The sequence below is a fragment of the Microbacterium sp. BE35 genome (assembly GCF_031457705.1).
Lineage (GTDB): Bacteria > Actinomycetota > Actinomycetes > Actinomycetales > Microbacteriaceae > Microbacterium > Microbacterium trichothecenolyticum.
Window position 1 is genome coordinate 1 of sequence record NZ_JAVDXD010000005.1, and the last position, 15,225, is coordinate 15,225.

A 15,225-nucleotide genomic window follows, 5' to 3' on the forward strand; every position below is an offset into this window, starting at 1 on the left:
CGGGGGCCCCCCCGCCGCCCCCGCCTTGCGCCTTACCCATCACCCGGGCCCCCCCCCCCCCCCCCCCCCGGGGGGGGGGGGGGGCCCCCCCCACCCCCCCCGCCCGCACGTCACCCACACGAAAGCGAGCCAGCACCGATGAGAGATTCGCTGCTCTCCGTCCACGACTTCTCGATCGTCTACGACGTCGATCCCCCCGTGAAGGCGGTCAAGAACGTCACCCTCGAACTTCAGCGCGGCGAGATCCTCGGACTCGCCGGCGAGAGCGGGTGCGGCAAGACCACGCTCGCCTACGGCATCCAGCGCCTCCTCAAGCCCCCGGCGGTCATCACGAGCGGGTCCGTCGTCTTCCACGACGCGAACGGCGAGGACGTCGACATCAACGGCCTCGAGGCCGAGGAGATGCGCCGCTTCCGCTGGGACAAGATCTCGATGGTCTTCCAGGGCGCGATGAACTCGCTGAATCCTGTCGCCACGATCGGTTCCCAGCTGGAGGACGTCTTCGAGGTGCATCGCCCGGACCTCTCGCGCGCGCAGCGGCGTTCCGAGGTCGTCGAGCTCCTCGAGATCGTCAAGGTCGGCGCGCAGCGCTACCGCTCGTACCCGCACGAGCTGTCGGGCGGCATGCGCCAGCGCGTCATGATCGCCATGGCCCTCGCGCTGCGCCCACAGCTGATGGTGATGGACGAGCCCACGACGGCACTCGACGTGCTCGTGCAGCGCGAGATCCTGCGTCAGATCTCCCACCTGCGCCACGAGTTCGGCTTCTCGGTAATCTTCATCACCCACGACCTGCCTCTGCTGCTCGAGATCAGCGACCGCATCGCGATCATGCGGGAGGGCGAGATCGTCGAGCTCGACACCGCCGAGCGGGTCTGGACCGATCCGCAGGACGAGTACACCCGGACGCTCTTGGCCTCGTTCCCCAGACTCACCGGAGAGAGAGGGGTGGTCCTGCGATGACCGTCCTCGAATTCGACGCCGTCACCAAGGTGTACTCCGTTCGCGGTGCCGGCCAGATGAAGGCCCTCGACGACGTGAGCTTCACGCTCCGCTCCGGCCAGACCATCGGCCTCGTCGGCCAGTCCGGCAGCGGCAAGTCGACCATCGCCAAGATCCTCACCCAGCTCGAGTCGCCCACCAGCGGCGAGGTGCGCCTCGACGGAGCGCCGATCCCCCGTCGCGGCAAGGGCCTTCGCGCCTACCGTCAGCAGCTGCGCATGGTCTTCCAGGATCCGTTCGCGTCGCTGAACCCGTACCACACCATCCGGTACGCCATCCAGCGGCCGCTCGAGCTCGACAAGGTCGTGCCGAAGGACCAGCTGGACGACGAGGTCCGTCGTCTCCTCGGCCGCGTCCGGCTCGATGCCGACGCCGTCATCGACCGCCGGCCGCACGAGCTGTCCGGCGGCCAGCGTCAGCGCGTCGCGATCGCGCGCGCCCTGGCATCGCGCCCGAAGCTGCTCGTGGCCGACGAGCCGGTCTCGATGCTCGACGTGTCGATCCGCCTCGGGGTCCTGAACCTGCTCGCCGACCTGCAGCGTGAACACGGTCTGGGCGTGCTCTACATCACGCACGACCTCGCCACGGCTCGCCATTTCAGCGACGAGATCCTCGTGCTCAACCAGGGACGGGTCGTCGAGCGGGGTCCCGCCGACGACGTGATCCTCAACCCTCAGAACCCCTATACCCAAGAGCTGCGCGCGGCGTCCCCCGATCCCGACACGTATTTCGCGCACGCAGCCGGCATCCTCGGAGGTGAGAAGTGAGCGCCATCGCCCCCCAGCTCCCGGCCCCGGACTTCGACGCGATCGAGGCGGGAACGAGCGCGACCGGCGCCGTCAAGGGCCGCGCGCGCATCCCCTGGCGGTTCCTCGGCAACCGCGCCCTGTTCTATCTGTTCACACTCTGGGCGGCGATCACGATCAACTTCTTCCTGCCGCGCCTGATGAAGGGCGACGCGGTGACCGCGTACCTCGCCCGCAACCGCAACGTCACGCCCGAGGCGGCGGACGCCCTTCGCGCCCTGCTCGGACTCGACACCGACGCCTCCCTCTGGCAGCAGTACGTCGACTACTGGGCACACCTCTTGCGCGGTGACCTCGGCATCTCCCTGCTGCACGGCATGCGGCCGGTGACCGAGGTGGTCGGCCAGTCCCTGATCTGGACCGTCGCCCTCGTCGGCTTCGCGACGCTCATCGCGTTCGCGGTCGGCACCATCGGCGGCGCGATCGTCGGCTGGCGCCGCGGCAGCCGGCTCGACGTCCTGATCCCGATCACCACCTTCTTCAGCACCATCCCCTACTTCTGGCTGGGTCTGCTGGCGATCTCGATCTTCTCGGTCGCGCTCGGATGGTTCCCCATCGGCAAGGCGTACGGCGTCGGCGTGGCGCCGGAGTGGTCGTGGGAGTTCGTCGGCGACGTGATCCACCACGGCTTCCTTCCTGCGGCGACGATCGTCATCGCCTCGCTCGGCGGCTGGATGCTGGGCATGCGCAACATGATGCTCACGGTGCTCGACGAGGACTACGTCACCGTCGCGCAGGCCAAGGGCATGCCGAACGACCGGGTGCTCTGGCGCTACGCCGCGCGCAACGCCGTTCTCCCGCAGATCCAGAGCTTCGCGCTGGCCCTCGGCTTCATCGTCGGCGGCACGATCGTGATGGAGGTGGTGTTCAGCTATCCCGGTGTCGGCAAGCTGCTGCTCGATGCCACCAACGCCAAGGACTACGCCCTCATGCAGGGGGTGTTCCTCGTGATCACGATCTCCGTGCTCCTGGCGAACCTCCTCGCGGACGTCGCCTATGCGTTCCTCGACCCGCGCACGCGCCAGACGGAGGCCTGAGCATGAACACGATCGGAGACGCCACGACGGCGCAGCGCCCGGCGACCACGCCCTCCACGGCCACCGTGCGCAGCCCCGCCCCCGCCGGCAAGCGAGTCAAGAGGCCCGGCTTCTGGTCGAAGCTGGGCGCCGCGTTCGCGATGTTCCGCAACAGGAAGTCCATCACGGGCCTGTCGATCCTCGGATTCTTCGTGCTCGTCGCGATCTTCGCCGACGTGCTGGCCCCCTACTCCCCCACCAAGGTCGACAACACGGCGCGCTTCCAGCCGCCGTCCGCGGAGCACTGGCTCGGCACGACGCACATCGGCGAGGACGTGCTGAGCCAGGTGATCCACGGCACGCGCGGCGTCATCGTGGTGGGTTTCCTCGCGGCGATCATCGCCACCGTCATCGCGATCATCGTCGGCGTGCTGTCGGGCTACCTTCGCGGGTGGCGCGGCGAGGGCCTGTCTGCTCTCACCAACGTCTTCCTCGTGATCCCCGGCATCCCGCTGATCATCATCGTCGCGTCGATGTTCGAGGATCCGCCCCTCATCCTCATCGCCGGAGTGCTCGGCCTCATCGGCTGGGCGTGGGGCGCGCGCGTGCTGCGCGCCCAGACCATGTCGCTGCGCAGCCGGGACTTCGTGCAGGCCGCCAGGGCCAACGGCGAACCGCTGCGGCGGATCATCACGGTGGAGATGCTCCCGAACCTCATGGCGCTCATCGCGGCCAGCTTCGTGGGCACCGTCACGGCCGCGATCATCGGCCTCACGACCTTGTCGTACATCGGCATCATTCCGGTGACGACCTACAACTGGGGCACCATCCTCAACTGGGCGAGCGCGCAAGGCGCTTTCCGTCAGGGACAGTGGTGGTGGTTCCTGCCCCCAGGCCTGTGCATCGCCGCGATCGGCGTCGCGCTCTCACTGATCAACTTCGGCATCGACGAGTACGTCAACCCGCGCCTGCGGTCCGCCGGGGAGCGCGCCCGGGCCATGAAGAAGAAGGGCATGAACGTGAACGACACCGTGACCGTCGTGCGCACCGACGTGAAGACCCAGGAGAACGCGTGACCACCGCGACCATTCCGAACTACCTCGACATCTCGCTGCCGGTCGCCGATCGCATCGCGGATCTCCTCGGCCGCATGACGGTCGAGGAGAAGATCGGCCAGATGCTGCAGCTCGATGCGCGCGACGACCTCGAGGACCAGGTCGTGCGGATGCACGCCGGCTCGATCCTGCACGCGTCGCCCGAGAAGGTGCTCCGCGCCCGCGAGCTGACCCTGCAGACCCGGCTGAAGATCCCGCTGCTCGTCGGCGAGGACTGCATCCACGGCCACTCCTTCTGGGAGGGCGCCACGATCTACCCGACCCAGCTGGGCATGGCCGCGACGTGGGATGCCGGGCTGGCCGAGCGCGTCGCGCGTGCCACGGCCGTCGAGGTCTCGGCCACCGGCATCCACTGGACCTTCTCGCCGGTGCTGTGCATCACGCGAGACCTCCGCTGGGGCCGCGTCGACGAGACGTTCGGCGAGGACCCGTTCCTCATCGGCGAGCTCGCCTCGGCGATGGTGCGCGGTTACCAGGGGGGCGGCCTCGACGACCCCACCGCGATCCTCGCCACGGCGAAGCACTTCGCCGGGTACTCCGAGACGCAGGGCGGCCGCGATGCGAGCGAGGCCGACCTCTCGCGCCGAAAGCTGCGCTCGTGGTTCCTCCCTCCGTTCGAGCGGGTGGCGAAGGAGGGATGCCGCACGTTCATGCTCGGCTACCAGACCACCGACGGCGTGCCGATCACGGTCAACGACTGGCTGTTGAACGACGTGCTGCGCGGCGAGTGGGGGTACACCGGCACCCTCATCACCGACTGGGACAACGTCGGACGCATGGTGTGGGAGCAGAAGGTGCAGCCCGACTACGCCCACGCCGCCGCGGCCGCCGTGCTGGCGGGCAACGACATGATCATGACGACGCCCGGGTTCTTCCAGGGCGCCCAGGACGCGCTCGCGCAGGGACTCCTGACCGAGGAGGCGCTCGACCGCGCCGTCGCGCGCATCCTGCTGCTGAAGTTCGAGTTCGGCCTCTTCGAGGACCCGCGCCTGCCCGACCGCGAGCGCATCGCCACCGCGGTCGGCTCCGCCGGCCACACGGCGCTCAACCTCGAGGTCGCGCGTCGCTCATTGGTGCTGCTCGCCAACGACGGCACGCTGCCGCTCGCCGGCGGGCTCACCGCCGACGAGTCCGGGAGGGCGGTGGCCGCAGCATCCGGTTCCCGCCGTATCGCGGTGGTCGGCCCGCTCGCCGACGACGCGCAGACGCAGCTGGGCGACTGGGCCGGCTCGTCGGGACAGGTCGACTGGATCCCTGACGGCCACCCGCGCGAGATGATCTCGACGGTGCTCGATGGGCTGCGCGCACACGCCCCTGCGGACTGGGAGATCACCCATGCCCGCGGCGCCGACATCCTCGCGCTCGAGGAGGACCCGGAGGGTGCGTTCTTCCCCGACGGTCAGCCCCGGCCCCAGGTGGTCCTGCCGAGCGCACCCGATGCGGACCTCATCGCCGAAGCGGTGGCCGCCGCCGAGGGCGCGGACTGTGTCGTCGCCGTCGTCGGCGACCGCATCGAGCTCGTGGGCGAGGGCCGCTCGACGGCGACGCTCGAGCTCGTCGGCGGGCAGCTCGCACTGCTCGAGGCCCTGGCGGCGACCGGCACTCCCCTCGTGGTGGTGCTGCTGGCTTCGAAGCCGCACGTGCTGCCGAGGACCGTGACGGATGCTGCCGCCCTGCTGTGGGCGGCGAACCCCGGCATGCGCGGCGGCCAGGCGGTGGCCGAGCTGCTGCTCGGACTCATCGAGCCGAGCGGTCGCCTGCCGATCTCGTTCGCACGCCACGCGGGCCAGCTGCCGATCTACTACAACCAGATCCGCGGCCAGCACGGCGACCGCTACGCCGACCTCACGCAGAGCCCTGCCTTCGCGTTCGGCGAGGGCCTGTCGTACACGACGGTCGAGTACTCCGCTCTGCGCGTCGTCGAGGCCGACCTGCGCCGCGAAGACACGGTGCGCGCGCTCGTCGACCTGCACAACACGGGTGACCGACCCGCGCACGAGATCGTGCAGGTGTACGTGCGCGACAGCGTGACCTCGGTCAGCTGGGCCGACAAGGAGCTCAAGGCCTACCGCCACGTCGAGCTGCAGCCCGGCGAGACGGTGACGGTCGAGCTGTCGCTTCCCGTCGCGGAGTGCACGATCGTGGATGCCGCGGGCCGCCGCCTCGTCGAAGCCGGCGAGTTCGAGCTCCTGGTGGGGCCCTCGTCTCGCGACGACGTGCTGCTCAGTGCCCGCTTCCACGTCGCCGACGCGGCTGCGCCGTCAGTGGCCGCCGCCGCGAACGTGGTCGAGCGGCGCTGAGGGAAACGCGAAGGGGTGGATTCCCCCGCGCTGCGGGCGGCGGGAATCCACCCCTTCGTCGTGCCTGGACGCGGTCAGGAGCCTTCGGGGTCGAAGCGCCCGTCGTCCTCGTCTGAATCGTCCTCGTCGGAGTCGTCGTCCTCGTCTGAATCGTCCTCGTCGGAGTCGTCGAAGCCGTCCTCGTCGAAGTCGTCCTCGTCGCCGTCCGAGTCATCTTCGTCGAAGTCGTCCTCGTCGTCGTCCGAGTCATCTTCGTCGAAGTCGTCCTCGTCGTCGTCCGAGTCATCGTCGTGCTCGTCCTCGGCCGAAGCATCGGCGAGCTCGTCGATGTCGACGCCGTCGACGTCGCCGGCGTGGAGGATGGGCGAGCCGTCCTCGTCGAAGTCGGACGCGTCGAGGTCGTCGACGTCTTCGAGCTCCTCGTGATCGTCGTCCTCTTGGTCGTCGTCCGCATGCGCGGCCTCCGCGAGAGCGGCCTGGGCTGCGTGGTAGTCGGCGAGGCGCACGGCCCAGGGCACCCAGTCCGGAGCGAGCAGCGCCCCGTCGCCGGGGAGCAGCTCGACCTCGAGCACGGTGGGCTCGGCGTCGTCGACGCGTGCGAGGCTGACGGTCCAGAACCAGCCGGGGTAGCCCGCGAGGCGATTCGCGAAGCGCAGCGAGACGACCCCGTCGGCCTCGACGCGGTAGCCCGCGGGGTCGCCGATCGTGGCCTCGGGCGTGATCTCGCGGAGCGCGGCGAGCGCCAGGTCGTGCGCAACCAGCAGCTGCGGGTCGGGGTCGACGGGCACGACGACCTCGACCACCTCGACGACGTCGACGACCTCAGCGGTCTCCGAGGATTCCCCGGCGCCGTCGGCCGGCGCACCGTGGGTCGCTTCGACCTCGACCTCGGTCGCTTCGATCTCGACCTCGGCCGCGCCGACCTCGACCTCGGCCACGTCGACCTCGACGGATTCGACCTCGACCTCGTCGGCCGGTGCCTGGTCCGCGGCGGCGGGTGCGGCATCCGTCACCATGTCGTCCGAGGCCTGGGGGGCGTCGACGACAAGGTCGCTCGGGTCAGGCGTCGAGTTCATCGGCGACCTTGCGCAGGACCGCGGCGACCTTCTTGGCGTGCGCGCCGCTCGGGTAGCGACCGTGGCGGAGGTCTCCGCCGATGCCGTCGAGGAGCTTCACGAGGTCCTCGATGATGATCGCCATGTCGTCGGCGGGCTTGCGGGAGCGCTTGGCGAGGCTCACCGGAGCCTCGAGGACGCGCACCGAAAGGGCCTGCGGACCGCGCTTGCCGTCGGCGATCCCGTACTCGAGGCGGGTCCCCGCCTTGGGTGCGGGCGTGCCGGGCGGAAGGGCAGAGGCGTGCAGGAAGACGTCTTGACCATCTTCGGAGGAGATGAAGCCGAACCCCTTCTCCTCGTCGTAGAACCTGACCTTGCCGGTGGGCATCGAAACCTCGCTGGATCGGCGCCCGCGATGCGTCGCGGGCGATACAGAGCATGACAAAGCGGGATCGTACAACCCCGCCTCCCAGCCTAACGGCACGGCGTCCGCCGCGACCCCACGGTGAGGCATGCGTCCTGCGCCATCTCAGACGCGCGCCTTCGGACCGCGGCGCGGACGTCAGCGAGTAGGCTGGTGCGGATGAGCACGAACCCCTCCGGCGACGTCCCCGTCCGCCGCATCGACCGCGTCCTGGCCTTCATGTCGCTGGGCCTGCTCGTGCTCTCGATCGTGAGCTTCTTCGCGATCATGATCGCGTCGGCCTCCGGGGCCGACATGAGTACAGGCATCTGGCCGATCGTCGGCGTGCTGGTGTACATCGCCCCCATCGTCGCGTTCGCGCTGCTGCTCGCAGTCCTCATCATGAGCTTCGTGCGGAGGGCCCGGGCGAACAGAGGGGGCTGACCCGGTTGGTCTCCGACGCGCGCGCTCTCGCGACGCGGCTCGCCGAGCTCGGTGACGCCGCGCTCGCCACGACGCTCGCAGCGCGCGGAGTCTCGCCGCAGGCGGCGTGGCACGACTTCTTCGACGCCGCCGAGGGCCTGCTCGACCCCGCGTCCGTCGACCGGGCGCTGACGCGCCTCGACCGTCGGGACCTCCTCGCCCTCGATCGGGGCGACGCGGGCGTCGACGGCGAGCCTGCCCTCCTCGCCCTCACAGACGCCGAAGGCTCTCCCTACGCCCCTGTCTCGGAACGAGTGGCGGCCGCAGCCGCCACGGCGCCGCATGCCTTCGCCGAATCGCCGCCGCCGGTCGCACCGGGTCCCGCCGACGCGCGCGTCGCGGCCGCCGCCGCGGAGCGCGCGTTCACCACCGCGGGCTCGCTCGCCGACGTGCTCCTCCTGTGCTCCCACACGCCGCTCGTGCGTACCGGCGCGGGACCGGTGAGTGCCGTGGACCGTCGCCGGCTGCTGGATGCCGGCGCCCTCGAGTTCGCCGACGACCTCGAAGATCTGCTCGCCTCGGCAGCGGGTGCCGGCCTCGCGACCGCGCACGAACGCGAATGGAGCGTCACCGAGGCCGGCGAACGCTGGCTGAAGGCGCCGACGGCGCAGCGGTGGGAGGCGATCGCCGAGGGCTTCCGCGCGAGTCTTCCTCGTGGGCTGCGCACCCCGTCGCACGGCTTCCTCCCGCCGGACGCATGGCCCGGCACGTACCCTCTCGACCCCGAGTGGCCCGCCCGGGCGGAGCGGCTGCACCGCATCGGTGTGCGCTGGGGGCTGTTCACCGCCGACCGCTCCCCTGCCGAGTTCCCCTGGACCGCTGCCCTGCGGGCGGGAGGGCGAGCGGATGCCGCCACCATGGCGCCGTACCTCCCCACCGAGATCGACCGGGTGTACCTGCAGGCGGACCTCACCGCGATCGCGCCCGGTCCTCTCGCACCCGCCCTCGATCTGCGCCTGCGATCGATCGCACTGCGGGAGTCACGCGCTCAGGCGTCGACGTACCGCTTCACGGCCGAGTCGATCGGCGTCGGAATGACCGAGGGCGAGACGGCCGAGTCGATGCGCGACTTCCTGGCGGGCTTGTCGCTCACCGGCATACCTCAGCCGCTGGCCTATCTCATCGAGAGCACGGCCACCCGCCATGGCCTGGTGCGCGTGCGCGCCGACGAGGCTACCGGCCGCACCCGCGTCGAGAGCCCTGATGAGGGTCTGCTCGACGCGATCACCGTCGACCAGGCGCTGCGGCCGCTGGGGCTGCTCGTGCTCGAAGGCGACGACGCGCTCTCGTCCCGTGTGGCTCGCGACGCGGTCTACTGGACCCTCGCCGACGCCCGCTACCCCGTCATCGCCCTCGACGCCCGCGGGCTTCCCGAGTCGATCCACCGGCGCACCACCGCGACCGCATCGAAGCCGGCTGCGACCCCGCAGGAGACGTACGCGCGCCTCATCGCCACGCTCCGCGGCGGCCACGGCACCCAGGGCGAGGCCGGCTGGCTCGAACGCGAGCTGGAGCAGGCGGTGCGCGCCCGCGCGGAGATCGTGGTGGTCGTGCGCATGCCGGACGGCTCGGAGCGCTCGTTCACGCTCGAGGCGGCGGGCCTCGGCGGTGGGCGGCTGCGCGGACGCGACCGCGCCGCCGACATCGAACGCACACTGCCCGTGTCGAGCATCGTGAGCGTCCACGCGGCCTGAGCCCGCAGCATCCGACACCCCTCCACCCCGGTAGACTGGTCCGTTATGGCTGACGGCCCCCTCATCGTCCAGAGCGACCGCACCGTTCTCCTCGAGGTCGCGCACCCCGATGCCGAGAGCGCGCGGCACGAACTCGCGATCTTCGCCGAGCTCGAGCGCGCCCCCGAGCACATCCACACGTACCGCGTCACGCGGCTCGGGCTGTGGAACGCACGCGCCGCCGGGCACGACGCCGAAGACATGCTGGCGACCCTCGACCGCTGGTCGCGCTTCCCCGTGCCCCCGTCGGTGTCGATCGACATCGCCGAGACGGTGGGCCGCTACGGCCGCCTCGTCATCGAGCGCAACGAGGACGGCGAGCTGATCCTCAGATCCACGGATGCTGCGGTCCTCGCCGAGGTGTCGAAGAACAAGCGCATCCAGCCGCTGCTGATCGGGCATCCCTCGTCCGACTCGTTCGTCATCGACGCGTGGGCGCGCGGCCAGATCAAGCAGGAGCTGCTGAAGATCGGCTGGCCCGCCGAGGACCTCGCGGGCTACACGCCCGGGACACCGCACCCGATCGACCTCGCGGAGGACGGCTGGCACCTGCGGCCGTACCAGCGGCAGGCCGTCGACATCTTCACGCAGGGCGGGTCCGGCGTCGTCGTGCTCCCCTGTGGCGCAGGCAAGACGCTCGTCGGCGCGGCCGCCATGGCCGACACCAAGACCACGACGCTGATCCTCGTGACCAATACCGTCAGCGCCCGCCAGTGGCGCGACGAGCTTCTCAAGCGCACCTCGCTCACGCCCGAGGAGATCGGCGAGTACTCCGGCCAGACCAAGGAGATCAAGCCGGTCACGATCGCCACCTACCAGATCCTCACCGCGAAGCGGAAGGGACAGTACGCCCACCTCGCTCTGCTCGACGCCCTCGACTGGGGTCTCATCGTCTACGACGAGGTCCACCTCCTCCCCGCGCCCGTCTTCAAGTTGACGGCCGACCTGCAGGCGCGACGCCGCCTCGGCCTCACCGCCACCCTCGTGCGCGAGGACGGCCGCGAGGGAGACGTCTTCAGCCTCATCGGCCCGAAGAGGTTCGACGCCCCGTGGAAGGAGATCGAGGCGCAGGGCTTCATCTCCCCGGCCGTCTGCTACGAGGTGCGGGTGGACCTGCCGGCCGGCGACCGCCTCGAGTACGCGGCGGCGGCCGACGACGAGCGCTACCGCCTCGCCGCGACGGCGCCCGCGAAGATCGGGGTCGTGCGCGACCTGGTCGCGCGGCACGAGGGCGAACGCATCCTGATCATCGGCCAGTACCTGGACCAGATCGACGTCCTCGCCGAAGCGCTCAACGCTCCGAAGATCACCGGGCAGACCCCGATCGACGAGCGCGAAGAGCTGTACCAGGCGTTCCGCGTCGGCGAGATCTCCGTGCTCGTGGTGTCGAAGGTCGCGAACTTCTCGATCGATCTGCCCGAGGCATCCGTCGCCATCCAGGTCTCCGGTTCGTTCGGCTCGCGTCAGGAGGAGGCCCAGCGCCTCGGACGCCTGCTGCGGCCGAAGCAGTCGAACCACACCGCGAGCTTCTACACGCTCATCGCACGCGACACCGTCGACCAGGACTTCGCGCAGAACCGCCAGCGCTTCCTCGCCGAGCAGGGCTACGCGTACACGATCCTCGACGCGCACTCGCTCGCGGCCTGACCGCTGAGAGAGCGGTGGCCCGGCGCCTGTCGCGCCGGGCCACCGCTGTCCCGCGGCTTATTGCAGGGTGATGCGGTTGAGCGCGCCCGGCGCGTAGGGGCTGTGCGCGGTCAGGTACGCGGCGAACGCGTCGATGTCGAGCCCGCCGTAGTAGACGTTCTGCGCCTGCAGGAACGTCGGGAACCCATCCCCGCCGCCGGCGAGGAAGTTGTTCGTGACCACGCGGTATACCGTCGTGTCGGCCAGCGGCTGCCCGTTGAGCGTGACCGCCCCGAGCGTTGTGCCCGAGTAGGAGTACGCGAAGCCCGCGCTCACCTGCAGGATCTTCTTCGCGCTCGCATTGGCTCCACTCCACTGCTGGTTCAGCAGCTGCTTGATCTGCGCACCGGTGAGGTCGAGCGAGACCAGGTAGTTGTTGAACGGCTGGACCGTGAACGCCTCCTCGAACGTGACCGCCCCCGGCGCCTCGCCCCACGACGACGCGCTGTACGTCAGATCGGCACGGATGCCGCCGGGATTCATCAGGGCGATGACCGGCGGTGCGTACGGACCGACGACGCTGGGATCGGCGAGCTGCGCATCGGCGATGAGGTCGCCCAGCGCCGTTTCGCCGCCCGGGTTGGCCGCGCGGTTGATGTCGGACGAGATCTGGCCGATCACCTTGCTCGCGATCGGGGCCACCAGCGTCTTGTACTTCGCGATGAGCTCGGTCTCTGCCTTGTCTTTCGCCACATCACGGGTCACGAGCACGTTTGCGCTCTTCACCGAGGTACGAATGATGTCGTCGGCCTTCTTGTCGTACGTGAGCGTGGTGTCGGTGTAGAGGCGTCCGAACGACGAGGCGGACGTCACCATGCGGTCCTGTCCGGCGGGATCCTTGATGCTGCACACGTACGGCTGGTGGGTGTGCCCCGAGATGATCATGTCGATCGCCGGGTCGAGACCCTGGGCGATCGGGATGATCGGGCTCGTAGGATCGAGCTGTGCGCCATTGGCGCACGCCGCATCATAGGACGGGTTCACCTGGTACGGGTTGTTGTTCTGGTCGTACCAGGTCTGCTGTCCGGGCACGCCGCCCTGGTGGATGAGCACGACGATCGCGTTGACGCCCTTCGCCTTGAGCTCGGGCACCAGTGCGTTCGCAGTGGCAACCTCGTCCTTGAACTCGAGACCCGCGATGCCCGACGCGGTGACGATGTCGGGGGTGTCCTTGAGGGTCATTCCGATGAAGGCGATCTTGGCGCTCTTCATCTTCTTGATCGTGTACGCCGGGAGGATCGTCTCGTTCGTCCCCGCCTTCACGACGTTGGCGGCCAGGTAGTCGAAGTCGGCGCCGCGGAACTTGCGGTCCGGGCAGGAGTTCTGGTTGTTCGCGCCGTCGCCGTCGTCGATGCAGCCGCCGTTCGCCATGCGCTGCAGCTCGACGTAGCCCTCGTCGAACTCGTGGTTTCCGACCGCGGACACGTCGAGCTTCAGTGCGTTGAGAGCCTCGATGGTCGGCTCGTCGTGAAATGCGCCCGACAGCAGGGGCGATGCGCCGATGAGGTCACCGGCCGCGACCGTGAGCGACCAATGGTTGGACTCCCGCGCCTGCGCGAGATGGGTCGCGAGGTACTCGACCCCGCCGACTCCGGCAGGCGTGAGCGTGTCCGTCGTAACGTCTGTCGGCCGGGTCGCCCCGGGGGCGAGCAAGTGATCGATGACGAGGCGACCGCTGGATCCGGCGGGCGGTTCGAGGTTGCCGTGGAAGTCGTTGAACGACAGCAGCTGGATGTCGAACTGCTGGCCTGGCGGCGTCTTCTTGTCATCAGACACGGCGGTAGCCGCCGATCCCGGACCGACCAGGGCGAGCGCGACCGCGGTGGCGGCGATGACCGCGCCTCCCGCAAGCCGGGCCGTCGATGTCTTGCGCATGTGCACAGAACCCTCCCGTTTTCTGGCGGGCGGCTGTGCCCGCCGAGATGCACGCGTCCTCGTGGGCGCGATCACGAGAAACCTAATACACGGCGCGCGCACACGACAGAGCAAACCCGGATGTCGGACCGGGCGGGTAGACCTGTCTCATGCCAGAGCACAACAGCGTGTGGTCGCACCACCCGGGTCAGGCAGCCACGCACTAGCGGCCGGATGCTGCGGAGCAGGTTGGCAGCTCAGTCGAGAAGGAAGCCGGCCACCCGTCGAGTGACCTCGTCAGGATTGTCATCGACGAGGAAGTGCGCTCCGCCGGGAACGAACTCGACCGTGGTGTGCGGCGCGTCCTCGGGCCTCACCGCCATGGCGTCCTTGGGCAGCAGCGCGTCGTCGGCGCCGAAGAGCACCAGCGTCGGGGTGTTCAGGACCCGCCCGCGATAGCCGCCGCGCATGATCTTCATGAACGCGGGGAGGATCAGTCCACGGTAGAGCTTCGAGGCCGCTCGGGCCCGAGCGGGATCTCGCAGCGCCGCGACGTACGCCTCCACATCCGCCGAGTCCATCGGCCGCCGCTCGAACCCGCGGAGCAGCCAACGGGCGAGCCTCTGCCTTCCGCGCGACAGCAGTCGCGGTCCGAGCACCGGCGTCGCGATCGCCCACTGGAACCACAGGTGCGGCATCGCCTTCCCCATGCCCGCCAGCAGCGCGGGGGTCATGTCGAAATACGGGGCCGGCACGGCGATGGCAACGTATCTGCGAACCCGATCGGGGTGCCCGAGACAGAGGTCGAAGCCGACGAGCGCTCCCCAGTCGTGCCCGACGAGGTCCACGCGTTCGATGCCGAGCTCATCGAGCAGCGCGATCACGTCGTGCAGGACTGTCCGCGCGTCGTAGCCCGACGGCGGGGCTTCCGTCTCCCCCGCCCCGCGCAGGTCCGGCGCGATCAGGCGCGCCCGATCCGCCAGGCCCGCCATCACCGGCGCCCACTCCCGCGAACTCTGAGGGAAACCGTGCAGGAGCAGCACCGGTTCACCGGCGCCGATCTCGGTCACATGCATCCGCAGTCCGTTGGCGGTGACCATCCGCGAACGGAGACCCGTGACATCGGTCATGACCCCGAGGATACTACGTTCATAGTAGATTGTCACCGCTCTCACAGTGGTCTGGTCGCATAGGCTCGACTGGATGACCACCACCCGTGAACGCGCCCTGGACGCCGCCGTCGAACTCGTCGGCACCCAGGGGATCCGCGCGCTCACCCATGCGCGCGTCGATGCGCACGCGGGGTTGCCGCGCGGTTCGACGTCGAACCACTTCCGGACCCGCGCCGCGCTGCTGTCCGGTGTCGCGGAGTGGATCGCGCAGCGCGAGGCCGACGATCTCACCGCGGTGCTCGCTCAGCCGTTCGACGACCTCGAAGGCTTTATCGACATCTTCAGCGCGGGCATAGAACTTCTCACCGGACCGCACGCGGTGCGCACCCGGGCACGCTACGCACTGTTCCTCGAGGCGGCATCCGACCCCGTGCTCTTCGCACCCCTTCGCGCTCAGCGCGAGGGCATCGCCGCGTGGACCCGCGGACTCCTGGTCGCGCTCGGAGCACCCCATCCGGATGCGGCGCTGCACGCATTCATGGCCTTCGGCGACGGCATCATCCTGCATCGACTCAGTGTCGACCCGACCGCGCCCGTGCGTCCGAGCGTCGCCGTCGCCGTTCGCGGTTGCCTCACGGCATGATCGAGGACGACGTGGTC

13 protein-coding genes are annotated in these 15,225 nt (G+C 69.7%); 9 read left to right on the plus strand and 4 right to left on the minus strand.

The window, feature by feature from the left end; translation table 11 throughout:
- Positions 1 to 138: 138 nt before the first annotated feature.
- Genes J2Y46_RS15875 through J2Y46_RS15895 form a run of 5 tightly spaced genes read left to right on the plus strand, consistent with a single transcriptional unit; the run spans position 139 to position 6,239 of the window.
- A complete protein-coding gene (locus J2Y46_RS15875) occupies positions 139 to 963 on the plus strand; it encodes an ABC transporter ATP-binding protein (protein WP_045298191.1) in 825 nt (274 codons plus the stop codon).
- A complete protein-coding gene (locus tag J2Y46_RS15880) occupies positions 960 to 1,769 on the plus strand; it encodes an ABC transporter ATP-binding protein (RefSeq protein WP_045298188.1) in 810 nt (269 codons plus the stop codon). Before J2Y46_RS15875 ends, J2Y46_RS15880 begins: the two co-directional genes overlap by 4 nt.
- The gene (locus J2Y46_RS15885; protein ID WP_045298185.1) at positions 1,766 to 2,845 is read left to right on the plus strand and encodes an ABC transporter permease; all 1,080 of its coding nucleotides are present in this window, start codon (positions 1,766 to 1,768) and stop codon (positions 2,843 to 2,845) included. Before J2Y46_RS15880 ends, J2Y46_RS15885 begins: the two co-directional genes overlap by 4 nt.
- A 2-nt stretch (positions 2,846 to 2,847) precedes the next feature.
- Positions 2,848 to 3,900 (plus strand): ABC transporter permease, encoded by a 1,053-nt coding sequence (locus J2Y46_RS15890; RefSeq protein ID WP_310243582.1) that lies wholly within the window; start codon positions 2,848 to 2,850, stop codon positions 3,898 to 3,900.
- Positions 3,897 to 6,239: a glycoside hydrolase family 3 N-terminal domain-containing protein gene (locus J2Y46_RS15895; RefSeq protein ID WP_310243584.1), complete on the plus strand. Its 2,343-nt coding sequence runs from the start codon at positions 3,897 to 3,899 to the stop codon at positions 6,237 to 6,239. The genes J2Y46_RS15890 and J2Y46_RS15895 overlap by 4 nt, the downstream gene beginning before the upstream one ends.
- A gap of 74 nt (positions 6,240 to 6,313) precedes the next feature.
- On the opposite strand, the gene J2Y46_RS15900 is transcribed toward J2Y46_RS15895, so the two are convergent.
- Positions 6,314 to 7,315: a DUF3027 domain-containing protein gene (locus tag J2Y46_RS15900; RefSeq protein WP_310243587.1), complete on the minus strand. Its 1,002-nt coding sequence runs from the start codon at positions 7,313 to 7,315 to the stop codon at positions 6,314 to 6,316.
- Positions 7,299 to 7,682 carry a cold-shock protein gene (locus tag J2Y46_RS15905; protein ID WP_045298181.1) on the minus strand — a complete coding sequence of 128 codons (384 nt, stop codon included), beginning with the start codon at positions 7,680 to 7,682 and terminating at the stop codon, positions 7,299 to 7,301. The genes J2Y46_RS15900 and J2Y46_RS15905 overlap by 17 nt, the downstream gene beginning before the upstream one ends.
- 195 nt (positions 7,683 to 7,877) lie before the next feature.
- Here J2Y46_RS15905 and J2Y46_RS15910 point away from each other — a divergent pair, with 195 nt between their 5' ends.
- Genes J2Y46_RS15910 through J2Y46_RS15920 form a run of 3 tightly spaced genes read left to right on the plus strand, consistent with a single transcriptional unit; the run spans position 7,878 to position 11,560 of the window.
- On the plus strand, positions 7,878 to 8,141 hold the full coding sequence (locus tag J2Y46_RS15910) for a multidrug ABC transporter ATPase (protein WP_310243592.1): 264 nt from the start codon (positions 7,878 to 7,880) through the stop codon (positions 8,139 to 8,141).
- Positions 8,142 to 8,146: 5 nt separating this feature from the next.
- Positions 8,147 to 9,874 (plus strand): helicase-associated domain-containing protein, encoded by a 1,728-nt coding sequence (locus tag J2Y46_RS15915; RefSeq protein ID WP_310243593.1) that lies wholly within the window; start codon positions 8,147 to 8,149, stop codon positions 9,872 to 9,874.
- 45 nt (positions 9,875 to 9,919) lie between these two features.
- On the plus strand, positions 9,920 to 11,560 hold the full coding sequence (locus J2Y46_RS15920) for a DNA repair helicase XPB (RefSeq protein WP_310243595.1): 1,641 nt from the start codon (positions 9,920 to 9,922) through the stop codon (positions 11,558 to 11,560).
- A 57-nt stretch (positions 11,561 to 11,617) separates the two neighbouring features.
- On the opposite strand, the gene J2Y46_RS15925 is transcribed toward J2Y46_RS15920, so the two are convergent.
- Positions 11,618 to 13,474, minus strand: coding sequence for a bifunctional UDP-sugar hydrolase/5'-nucleotidase (locus J2Y46_RS15925; protein WP_045298173.1), 1,857 nt, complete (start codon positions 13,472 to 13,474; stop codon positions 11,618 to 11,620).
- A 236-nt stretch (positions 13,475 to 13,710) separates the two neighbouring features.
- Positions 13,711 to 14,583 carry an alpha/beta fold hydrolase gene (locus tag J2Y46_RS15930; RefSeq protein WP_052676744.1) on the minus strand — a complete coding sequence of 291 codons (873 nt, stop codon included), beginning with the start codon at positions 14,581 to 14,583 and terminating at the stop codon, positions 13,711 to 13,713.
- A gap of 73 nt (positions 14,584 to 14,656) precedes the next feature.
- Between J2Y46_RS15930 and J2Y46_RS15935 the strand changes: the two genes are divergently transcribed.
- Entirely contained in the window at positions 14,657 to 15,208 is a 552-nt protein-coding gene (locus tag J2Y46_RS15935; RefSeq protein ID WP_310243599.1) for a TetR family transcriptional regulator, read from the plus strand.
- Positions 15,209 to 15,225 lie beyond the last annotated feature (17 nt).